This is a genomic window from Sphingobacterium sp. 40-24 (assembly GCF_001899705.1).
Lineage (GTDB): Bacteria > Bacteroidota > Bacteroidia > Sphingobacteriales > Sphingobacteriaceae > Sphingobacterium > Sphingobacterium multivorum.
The window spans coordinates 1-9,322 of the sequence record NZ_MKWH01000043.1 but is presented as its reverse complement, the minus strand read 5'-3'; the positions used below and the strand labels follow the sequence as shown (position 1 = coordinate 9,322).

The window sequence follows — 9,322 nt, the reverse complement described above, 5'->3', positions numbered from 1 at the left end:
TTTACATAATTTGTGCCTTCTTTCATAACGATTCTTTTTATGTATCGCTATTTCAGGACGAGACAAAATCAACAAAAAAAAGGCGTGTTCAGTTTTTCTGAACACGCCTTTTTTAGTACATAACTGTTGGTATTTGCGAAATCATGCAAGTTTTTGTGAATTGTGATAAATATCATTTTAAGGTGTGGTGCTACATCATCTTTTTGCCCATATGCATAATTTACTTTTGTTCTTAGGATAAACCTTAATTGGTGATTGTAGAATCAGAATGAAAGTAGTAGTATATAATGTAAGGTCATTTGAAAAAGAGTTTTGGGCATTGGCAAATGCCAAACAACATGACTTAACTTTGATTTCAAATGGATTAAATGCGGAGACACAGAATTATGCGCGTGGAAAAGATGCGGTAGTTATTTCCGTGAGCGATATTTTGGACGAGAGCATGCTACTTAATTTAAAAGGGTTAGGGATCAATAAAATTATGACCCGGAGTAAAGATACTGCTCATATCGATTTAGTGAAAGCTGGAGATCTGCATATTCAGATTGCCAATGCGCCGTTCGAAGATCAGAGTCCCAAAGGACTGGCTGAGCAGACCGTCCGGAATCTCAACTTATGGGGAATAGAAAAATGTGTGGGTAAAGCCTGTTGTTGTCTAAACGACTGTGCAAAAAAAATAAAATAAAATGATTACATCGCAGGTTATAATGGAAGAATTGGTGCAGAAATATAATGTTGCCGCACCGCGCTATACAAGTTATCCAACCGTTCCCTTTTGGGATAATGAAGCATTTTCCCGGACGGCATGGACTAATCAAGTCTATCATACCTTTGGGCAATCGAAGGAGAAAGGAATCAGCCTGTATATCCATCTTCCTTTTTGTGAAAGCCTCTGTACGTATTGTGGCTGCAATACGCGCATTACAAAAAACCATCGCGTTGAAGAACCTTATATTGCGTCTCTTTTGAAGGAATGGGAAATGTACGTCGCTCTATTTAAAGGAGAAAGACCGTTATTGGCAGAAATACATTTGGGTGGTGGAACTCCGACCTTTTTCCACCCAGATAATTTGAGGGTACTGATTGAGGGAATCCTTAAACTTTCAGACCTGGCTCCTGATCATTCATTCTCTTTTGAAGCTCACCCCGCCAATACAACGATCGCGCATCTACAAACTTTATTCGATTTGGGATTTCGGCGCCTGAGCCTGGGAATACAGGATTTTGATCCACTTGTACAGTTTGTGATCAACCGGCATCAAACATCAGCGGAAGTGGAAGAGGTTATGCTGAATGCGCGGAAAATCGGATTTGAGTCCATTAATTTTGACCTGATTTACGGATTGCCTAAGCAGACGCTTGCGACCGTCGCCGATACCATTCAAAAGTCGATGCTGCTCGCTCCAGACCGGATCTCTTTTTATAGCTATGCCCACGTGCCTTGGATAAAACCCGGTCAACGACATTATACCGAAGCAGATCTACCGAATGGTGCGGCCAAACTTGCCCTGTATAATCTTGGGAAAAAAATGATTTTAGCCCATGGCTATGAAGATGTTGGTATGGATCATTTTGCGAAAAGAGAGGACGAGTTATTTGTGGCTTTTCAACAAGAGCGATTACATCGCAATTTTATGGGGTATGCTGATCGGTTTAGCCCCCTGTTAATCGGTATTGGCGTCTCTTCGATCAGTGATGCTTGGGGGGCTTTTGCCCAAAATGTGAAGACCGTAGAAGAATACCATAAACTTATCGACGCAGGGGTATTGCCCGTTGTAAAAGGACATATACTCAACGAGGAGGATCTTCTTGTAAGGCGTTATATCCTCGATATGATGTGTAAAGGTAAAGTGCAGTTGCCGACAGGTGCGCCGTTGAATGGGCAGATTATCGACGAATTGTCTGAACTTGTTGCAGATGGTTTAGTTTCCATAACCGGCGACTTAATTCAATGTACTGCTTTTGGACGCTCTTTTTTAAGAAATATCTGTATGGCCTTTGATCAGCGATTATTGCGTTCAAAAGCACAAAATCAATTATTTAGTCAGGCAATTTAGAACGAAGGTATGGCAGAGCTAAGGGATGAAATACAACTTGCAGAAAAATGTTTCCATTGCGGCGATAAAATTGAGGAAACGGGTTATCAGCTCGATCATCATGATTTTTGCTGTCTGGGATGTCAGACCGTTTACCAAGTACTGAACGATAGTGGTATGCAGCAATATTATCGCTATAATCAGCACCCTGGTAAATCAAATAAATCCAAGCAAGAAGATTTTTCCTATCTGGATGAACCACAGATTGCCGGTAAATTAGTGGATTATAAAGATGATAAGATGACTATCATCACCTTTTATATTCCGGCTATTCACTGTAGCTCTTGTATCTGGTTGCTGGAAAATTTATATAAACTAAATCCCAACGTACTGCAGTCGCGCGTGGACTTTATGAAGAAACAGGCGAGCATTACATTCAATCACAATGAGCTGCCATTGAAAGACCTGGTTTATCTTTTGGTCAATATCGGTTATGACCCTAAAATCACTTTGCAGGATGTTGTAAAGGAAGGGAATAGAAATAATTTGAATCCTTTGGTCGCAAAAATTGCTGTTGCCGGTTTCTGTTTTGGAAATTCTATGTTATTCAGTTTCCCTGATTATTTTGGAATGGGGAGTTTTGAAAAGGAATATGCCAATTTCTTTGGTTATATAAACCTGGCCTTTGGTCTCCCTGTTTTATTGTATTGTGCATCGGATTATTTCAAATCGGCCTATTGGAGTCTGAAACAAAAGAGATTGAATCTGGATGTGCCATTAGCTCTAGGAATCCTCGTGTTATTTTTGCGATCCGCGTTTGAGGTGATCACACAGACAGGAGCTGGTTTTACGGATACACTCTGTAGTCTTGTATTCTTTATATTGATCGGAAAATGGGTACAACAACGTACCTATTATCATATCTCATTTGAACGGGATTACCGGAGTTATTTCCCCGTGGCTGTAACAGTATTGACGGAATCAGGGGACAAACCTGTACAATTAGCTGACGTTCATATCGGTGACCGTATCTTGGTTCGGAACAATGAAATTATACCCGCTGATGCCATGCTTTTAAAAGGCGATGCTGCGATAGATTTTAGCTTTGTAACGGGAGAATCAAGTCCGGTCAGTAAGACCTTAGGCGAAATTATCTATGCCGGCGGACGCCAGACGGGGGAAGCGATAGAACTTGAAGTGGTCAAACCGATTTCACAGTCCTACTTGACCAAATTATGGAATAATGAGAATTATAAAGATTATGACAAACATTTTCAAACATTTGTCAACTTTATAAGTAAATATTTTACTGTTGTTTTATTGGCTATTGCACTATTGGCTGCCTTATTTTGGGCCGTTGATGGAAGTGCAAGCAGGGCTTGGGGAGCTTTTACGGCGGTATTGATTATTGCATGCCCATGTGCGCTGGCGTTGAGCTCTCCATTTACCCTTTCTGCAGCGCTAAGTATTTTTGATCGAAATAAGTTCTATGTGAAAAATACGGCCGCAATTGAGCAGATGGCAACGATTGATACTTTGGTGTTCGATAAAACTGGCACAATATCATCGCCTAAAGCAACTTCAATTTATTTTGAAGGTAGTCTTTCAGCAATTGACAAAAAGTTACTGAATGCGGTATGTAGAAACTCTAGCCATCCATTGAGCCGTGAGATTGTCAAGTGGCTGAATGTCTCTGCTGATATTTCGGTACAGGATTTTAAGGAATTTCCGGGAAAGGGGATGCAGGCTAATGTAAGTGGTAAGGAAATTAAAATCGGTAGTGCTAACTTTCTGAATATCGGTAATATTAAAACAGATGGGTCTGTGGTTTTTATTCGCATAGGTGAGGAGTTAAAAGGGTATTTTACTATGGAGCAATCCTGGCGTGATGGCCTTTCGGCGTTGATTGAAGATTTTAAAGTTGAATATGACCTTCATTTGATCTCGGGCGATAATGATAGACGCCTGGATGCACTGCAGTTAATTTTTCCGTCAAACGCAAGTTTGCTTTTTAATCAATCACCCATGGAAAAACTGAAAGCAATTCAAAATTTTCAGGTAGACGGAAAGCATGTCTGTATGATTGGTGATGGCCTTAATGATGCAGGGGCATTGCGTAAAGCAGATTTGGGCATCGCCGTGAGTGATGATATCAATAACTTCTCCCCCGGTTGCGATGCAATACTGGATGGGGAGTCGTTTTCAAAAATGCCAGATTTCTTTGCTTTTAGTAAAGATGCGGTGAAAGTAATACATATGAGCTTTGGAATATCTCTTTTATATAATGTAATTGGATTGAGCTTTGCCGTGCAGGGTATTATGTCGCCATTATTTGCTGCGATTCTAATGCCAATCAGTACGGTAACGATTATCTCCTTTACAAGTCTCATGACGAGATGGTATGCCAAACGCCGTAAACTCTAGTTGTTATGGAAATAATGTATATTTTGATCGGTTGTAGTGTTTTGTTGGCTTTGATTTTTCTATGTGCTTTTTTCTGGGCAAATAAAACCGGTCAGCATAATGATACCTATACACCTTCTATACGGATTCTGTTTGATGATGAAACGACAGAAGAAGAAGATAAGGAGGGCGGCGTAACTAAAACGTTATCGTAATTAAATCAATTACTTTTTTTTGTAATTAAGGTTATTATCAATAAAATTGGGGATAAATACCAATTTGAAATAAAAATACATGCATAATAATCCATTTTCATTAAAAGATAAGGTAGTTGTAATTACGGGAGGTACAGGGATTTTAGGCGAGGCATTTGTTGAGGCTTTGGCCGAGGCAGAAGCCAAAGTCGCGATCCTTGGACGTAATGGACAAATCGGGGCAGAGCGTGTCCAACAGGTCGATTCCGTTGGTGGCGAAGCTATATTTGTTGAAGTTGACATCATGAACGAACAGGATGTCACTCGGGCGAAAGATGAAGTTTTGCAAAAGTGGGGTAGGATAGACGCTTTAGTAAACGCCGTTGGAGGCAACATTCCCGGTGCAACAATTGGTGCCGATCAAGATTTATTCGCGAGCAATATTCAGGATACCATTAAAGCAATTGAGCTTAATCTGTATGGTACAATGATTCCTACGCATATTATTGGTCGTGTGATTGCCGAAAGCGGAAAGGGTGTCATAATCAATATATCATCCCTCACAGCCAGTCGTCCTTTTACACGTGTTTTGGGCTACACTGTGGCAAAACACGGTATCGATGGTTATACAAAATGGATGGCCACCGAACTCGCTCAGCGTTATGGCGATCAAGTCCGGGTTAATGCAATCGCTCCGGGCGTATTCTTAACCAAGCAGAACAAAAACTTATTGATCAATCCAGACGGTACTTATAGCGACCGTACCAAACGCATTCTTCATGGAACGCCCTATAACCGCTTGGGCGACCCCCGTGAGTTAAAAGGAACTTTAATCTATTTGTTGAGTGACGCATCGGCCTTTGTGACGGGAGAGACTGTCTTTGTCGATGGTGGTTTTAATGCATGGTGTGGCGTTTAATTAAATTTTAAGATGAAAAAATTAGAACAAACCTGGCGTTGGTATGGGCCCAATGACCCCGTATCTTTACAGGATATCAAACAGGCTGGAGCTACTGGCATTGTTACGGCATTACATCATATTCCTCACGGTGAGGTATGGCCACTTGCCGATATTCAAGAAAGAAAACGCATTATAGAAGATGCGGGTCTTACCTGGTCAGTGGTGGAAAGTGTGACAGTACACGAGGAGATTAAGACAAAAGGAGCTCAAGTAGATGAATACCTCCAGAAATATAATGAGACATTAATCAATCTCGCCCAATGTGGTATCAAAACAATCTGTTATAATTTTATGCCCGTGCTGGATTGGACACGTACACAATTGGACTTAACCATGGCGGATGGTTCAAAAGCATTGTATTTTGATTGGATTGATTTGGCACTCTTTGATATATTTATATTAAAACGTGATGAAGCTCGAGCAGCGTATCCCGAAGATGTTGTAAAACGTGCATCTTTGCGATTTGATGAAATTTCGGAACAGCAAAAAGATGAATTGGCAAATGTTGTCTTAATGGGAATTCCGGGGGAGAAGAATGTGGAATTGGAGGCATTGAAAGGAAGCATTGATACCTATAAGCATATTGGAAAAGACGGTTTGCGCAATAATCTGGTTTATTTTCTTCAGGGAATTGCGACAACTTGCGAAGAGAATGGTATATGCATGACGATTCATCCGGATGATCCACCATATCCGATATTAGGTTTGCCTCGCATAGCCAGTAATGGTGAGGATTTTGAGTATTTTCTGAATGCAGTTCCGCAGCAATTTAATGGCGTTTGTTTTTGCACGGGATCTTTGGGGGCTAGTCAGACCAACGATTTGCCAGCGATCTTGGAAAATATCAAAGGACGGGTAAATTTTGTTCACTTGCGGAATGTGAAGAAAGATGCTATCGGGAGTTTTTACGAGGCAGACCATTTGGATGGTGATGTAAATATGTTTAAAGTTATGAAAATTTTGGTCGCTGAAAATCAATTGAGATCTACCGCTATTCCATTCAGACCAGATCATGGTCATCAGATGTTGGATGATCTGAATAAAGTCACAAATCCTGGGTATTCTGCTATTGGAAGATTGAGAGGGCTTGCAGAATTACGGGGCTTGGAATATGGTATTATCGGTGAATAATACCAAGGGGCAAGTTTAATTTGTGATCAATAACTTTTGGTCTGGACCGTTAGTAAAAAAAAATAGCCGGGAAATTAGAAGCGATGTTCTTCCTGTTTCTCGGCTGTTTTACTTTTAAATGCCTCTTCGAAGCTTATAGTGACTGAAATTATAAAGAAGATTTACGAATGATGAGCTGTGTCGGAAGCTCAATCGTTTCAAATTCATGCACTGGTCTTGTTTGGTTAATGGTCGCCATTAATTTATTTGTTGCTAATTCTCCAATTTCTGTTGCAGGCTGTACAACGGTGGATAGCGCTGGATTTAACGAAGCAGCAATTTGCGTGTTTGAAAAACCGATAACTGCAACTTCGGAAGGAACTTGAATCTGAAGTTCAGCCAAGATACCCAATGTTCGGGTTGTAATAATATCTGTTGCTCCAAAAATTGCATCAATATTTTTATGTTCAAGATATTCTTTGAGTAAAATCTCTCTTATTGTTTGGTCGATATCCGTGGTATTATTAAAGTTACATTCGATGTAATGCCTATTATCAAAAGGAATACCCGCATCTGATAAAGCCGATTTAAAGCCATTTAATCGTTCGGCTGCCACCCCTAAGTTCTTTCCCGTGATATGCAAAATATTTTTTTTGCCCTGTTCGATGAGGTGTTTTGTGGCGTTATATGCACCTTGGAAATTATTGACCCCGACCTTGAATGTATCAAGCTGGTGATTGATGCGATCAAAAATAACCACAGGTATCTGCGATTTTATCAGTGCTTTTAGTTCTTCAATATTTGAATCAGAAGAGACTGGAGATATCATTAAGCCATCAATACCGCGCATGCGTAAGACGTCAATACAATTTTTTTCGATCCGTTCGTCTTCCCGGCTTTGCATGAAAATAACGTCATAGACCGTCTGTTGAGAGGCTATTTGAATTCCATCGAGGATTTGTGAAACGAATGTATTGCTAATGTTGGATACAATAACCCCTATTGTATTGGATTTTCCTATTTTTAAGCTCCGTGCCAACTTATTTGGGTGGAAATTATGCTTTTTGGCATATTCCTGAACCATCTTTTTAGTCGCTTCACTTATTTCGTAGCTGTCTGATAATGCTTTGGAAACCGTCGAAACAGAAATATTGAGTGCCAACGCTATATCTTTCAGGGTAGTTCTGCTCATCGCTCTGGTGGTTATTTTAAGAAGATAAATCTACATAAAAAAATGTATAAATGCGTTTTTATCTTCATAATTAGCCATTATCTATGGTCGGCTGGGACTTCGCCAATGGATTTGATTGGCAGGATTTCCTTTTTCCAATCCCTCTTCAAAATTAAAAAGAAGTTCAACATACACGAAGCTAACCAAGGGCTTTTCGGCCCATGTAACCTATGCGAGTCCGAGTGTTTGGTGTTTTTTTGGCTATTTTTCGGTATTTCTAGGTAAGATGTCGCGCTGCGGTTCGTTTCGTTTTCGATCTTGAAACAGTCCAGAATCTATCCTGAATGGGCCTAGCGAGGGTTTAGCTAGGGCTTAGTTTCGCCCTGCGGGCAGGGTGCGGCTAGCTTAAAAGTAACCTGAATCCATGCCAGACTCGGACTCAACACGGACTCAACACGGACAGAACACGGTTGCAGGGCAAATCTGCCCCGAGCATGGTACGAAGCAGGTGGGGAGGGGAGTCGAAGGTTCCCGCAAGCCCTGCGTAGCAGCCGGAGCCCTGTCCACGAGGCAGAACCCTAGTTTGCCCTAAATGAGCCATGCTTCCCCAGTAAATAAAGGAGAGTTAAGGATGCTTTATTCCTTAGTTTAGCTTTTGTTTATATTTAGCTTAGTATAAAGTTAGGTTTAGTTTAGCTCTGACCTATACTATACCTAAACAAACCCTAAGTTAACTCTAAACTAAACCTAAGTAAACAGGTAGAAAAGTATAGCTACAGAAGAAGGTATTCCGGCAGCCTGTGTTCTGCCATTGTTCTGGCTTTATCAATAGCCGGCACACCGTTTTCAATTGGGCAAAAGCAGAGCGAAGAATGCCCTTTGCATCTTTCAGGCCTAACAATACCACCTTTACTGTTCACGATACCGTTTCTCTTTCCCCGGGAAGTGGGAACACAGCAGGGTTAGCCCGGTTTCCGCGGTACGATCCAATTTCCAGCACCATTCCTTTTTCCCCAGGGAAGCCTGTGCCAAAGCCCGGTTCCCGGTATGTACGCAGCGCGCCGCGGTTCCCCTGCAATGTCCAGGTTAGATCCCGGTTCCCGTCCCCATTCTGTCCCGGAGCCGACGTTCCCAGCCTTCCGATCACCTGTTTTACAAAAAGAATCTCGCACCGTTACAGGTAGTTAAGGGCAAAATGAAATAAATAAGAACAAAAGGCTTGGAAGTTTGTCTGTAAACTCCCTATCTTTGCACCACTCCGCAAGGGAGGGACGGTTACTTCGAAAGAAGGAATCCTGAAAAAAGAAGGGTTTAAGGGAGTTTGGCAGGATTTAAAATCCCGCTGATTTTATTTTAAACGCTGAAATCGGAAAAAGAGAAAAGAAAAAAAACTTCACAAAGTTTTTGGAAGTTCAAAAAAGATTTCTACCTTTGCAATCCCAACGGA

8 protein-coding genes are annotated in these 9,322 nt (G+C 41.1%); 6 read left to right on the top strand and 2 right to left on the bottom strand.

Annotation, left to right across the window (positions count from 1 at the left end):
• Positions 1-268: 268 nt before the first annotated feature.
• The 6 genes from BGP15_RS17400 (at position 269) to uxuA (ending at position 6,725) form a co-directional block, all read left to right on the top strand.
• Positions 269-685 (top strand): Rossmann-fold NAD(P)-binding domain-containing protein, encoded by a 417-nt coding sequence (locus tag BGP15_RS17400; protein WP_112374205.1) that lies wholly within the window; start codon positions 269-271, stop codon positions 683-685.
• Between the two features lies 1 nt (position 686).
• Positions 687-2,057, top strand: a complete 1,371-nt coding sequence (hemN, locus tag BGP15_RS17395; protein WP_286770260.1) for an oxygen-independent coproporphyrinogen III oxidase — start codon at positions 687-689, stop codon at positions 2,055-2,057.
• A gap of 9 nt (positions 2,058-2,066) precedes the next feature.
• Positions 2,067-4,460 (top strand): heavy metal translocating P-type ATPase, encoded by a 2,394-nt coding sequence (locus tag BGP15_RS17390; RefSeq protein ID WP_286770259.1) that lies wholly within the window; start codon positions 2,067-2,069, stop codon positions 4,458-4,460.
• Positions 4,461-4,465: 5 nt separating this feature from the next.
• Positions 4,466-4,654 carry a cbb3-type cytochrome oxidase assembly protein CcoS gene (gene ccoS / locus BGP15_RS17385; protein ID WP_286770258.1) on the top strand — a complete coding sequence of 63 codons (189 nt, stop codon included), beginning with the start codon at positions 4,466-4,468 and terminating at the stop codon, positions 4,652-4,654.
• A 79-nt stretch (positions 4,655-4,733) separates the two neighbouring features.
• Positions 4,734-5,552: an SDR family oxidoreductase gene (locus BGP15_RS17380; RefSeq protein ID WP_286770257.1), complete on the top strand. Its 819-nt coding sequence runs from the start codon at positions 4,734-4,736 to the stop codon at positions 5,550-5,552.
• A gap of 12 nt (positions 5,553-5,564) precedes the next feature.
• Positions 5,565-6,725 (top strand): mannonate dehydratase, encoded by a 1,161-nt coding sequence (gene uxuA / locus BGP15_RS17375; protein WP_286770256.1) that lies wholly within the window; start codon positions 5,565-5,567, stop codon positions 6,723-6,725.
• A 148-nt stretch (positions 6,726-6,873) separates the two neighbouring features.
• Here the strand turns inward: uxuA and BGP15_RS17370 are convergent, their stop codons facing one another.
• Together BGP15_RS17370 and BGP15_RS17365 are read right to left on the bottom strand one after the other, a co-directional pair.
• Positions 6,874-7,896 (bottom strand): LacI family DNA-binding transcriptional regulator, encoded by a 1,023-nt coding sequence (locus tag BGP15_RS17370; RefSeq protein WP_286770255.1) that lies wholly within the window; start codon positions 7,894-7,896, stop codon positions 6,874-6,876.
• Between the two features lie 895 nt (positions 7,897-8,791).
• Positions 8,792-9,022 carry a hypothetical protein gene (locus tag BGP15_RS17365; RefSeq protein ID WP_286770254.1) on the bottom strand — a complete coding sequence of 77 codons (231 nt, stop codon included), beginning with the start codon at positions 9,020-9,022 and terminating at the stop codon, positions 8,792-8,794.
• Between the last annotated feature and the right edge of the window lie 300 nt (positions 9,023-9,322).

Bases quoted from the DNA above. Each gene is read 5' to 3' on its own strand.
- BGP15_RS17400 (WP_112374205.1), top strand. From the start codon at position 269: ATGAAAGTAGTAGTATATAATGTAAGGTCATTTGAAAAAGAGTTTTGG.
- hemN (WP_286770260.1), top strand. From the start codon at position 687: ATGATTACATCGCAGGTTATAATGGAAGAATTGGTGCAGAAATATAAT.
- BGP15_RS17390 (WP_286770259.1), top strand. From the start codon at position 2,067: ATGGCAGAGCTAAGGGATGAAATACAACTTGCAGAAAAATGTTTCCAT.
- ccoS (WP_286770258.1), top strand. From the start codon at position 4,466: ATGGAAATAATGTATATTTTGATCGGTTGTAGTGTTTTGTTGGCTTTG.
- BGP15_RS17380 (WP_286770257.1), top strand. From the start codon at position 4,734: ATGCATAATAATCCATTTTCATTAAAAGATAAGGTAGTTGTAATTACG.
- uxuA (WP_286770256.1), top strand. From the start codon at position 5,565: ATGAAAAAATTAGAACAAACCTGGCGTTGGTATGGGCCCAATGACCCC.
- BGP15_RS17370 (WP_286770255.1), bottom strand. From the start codon at position 7,896: ATGAGCAGAACTACCCTGAAAGATATAGCGTTGGCACTCAATATTTCT.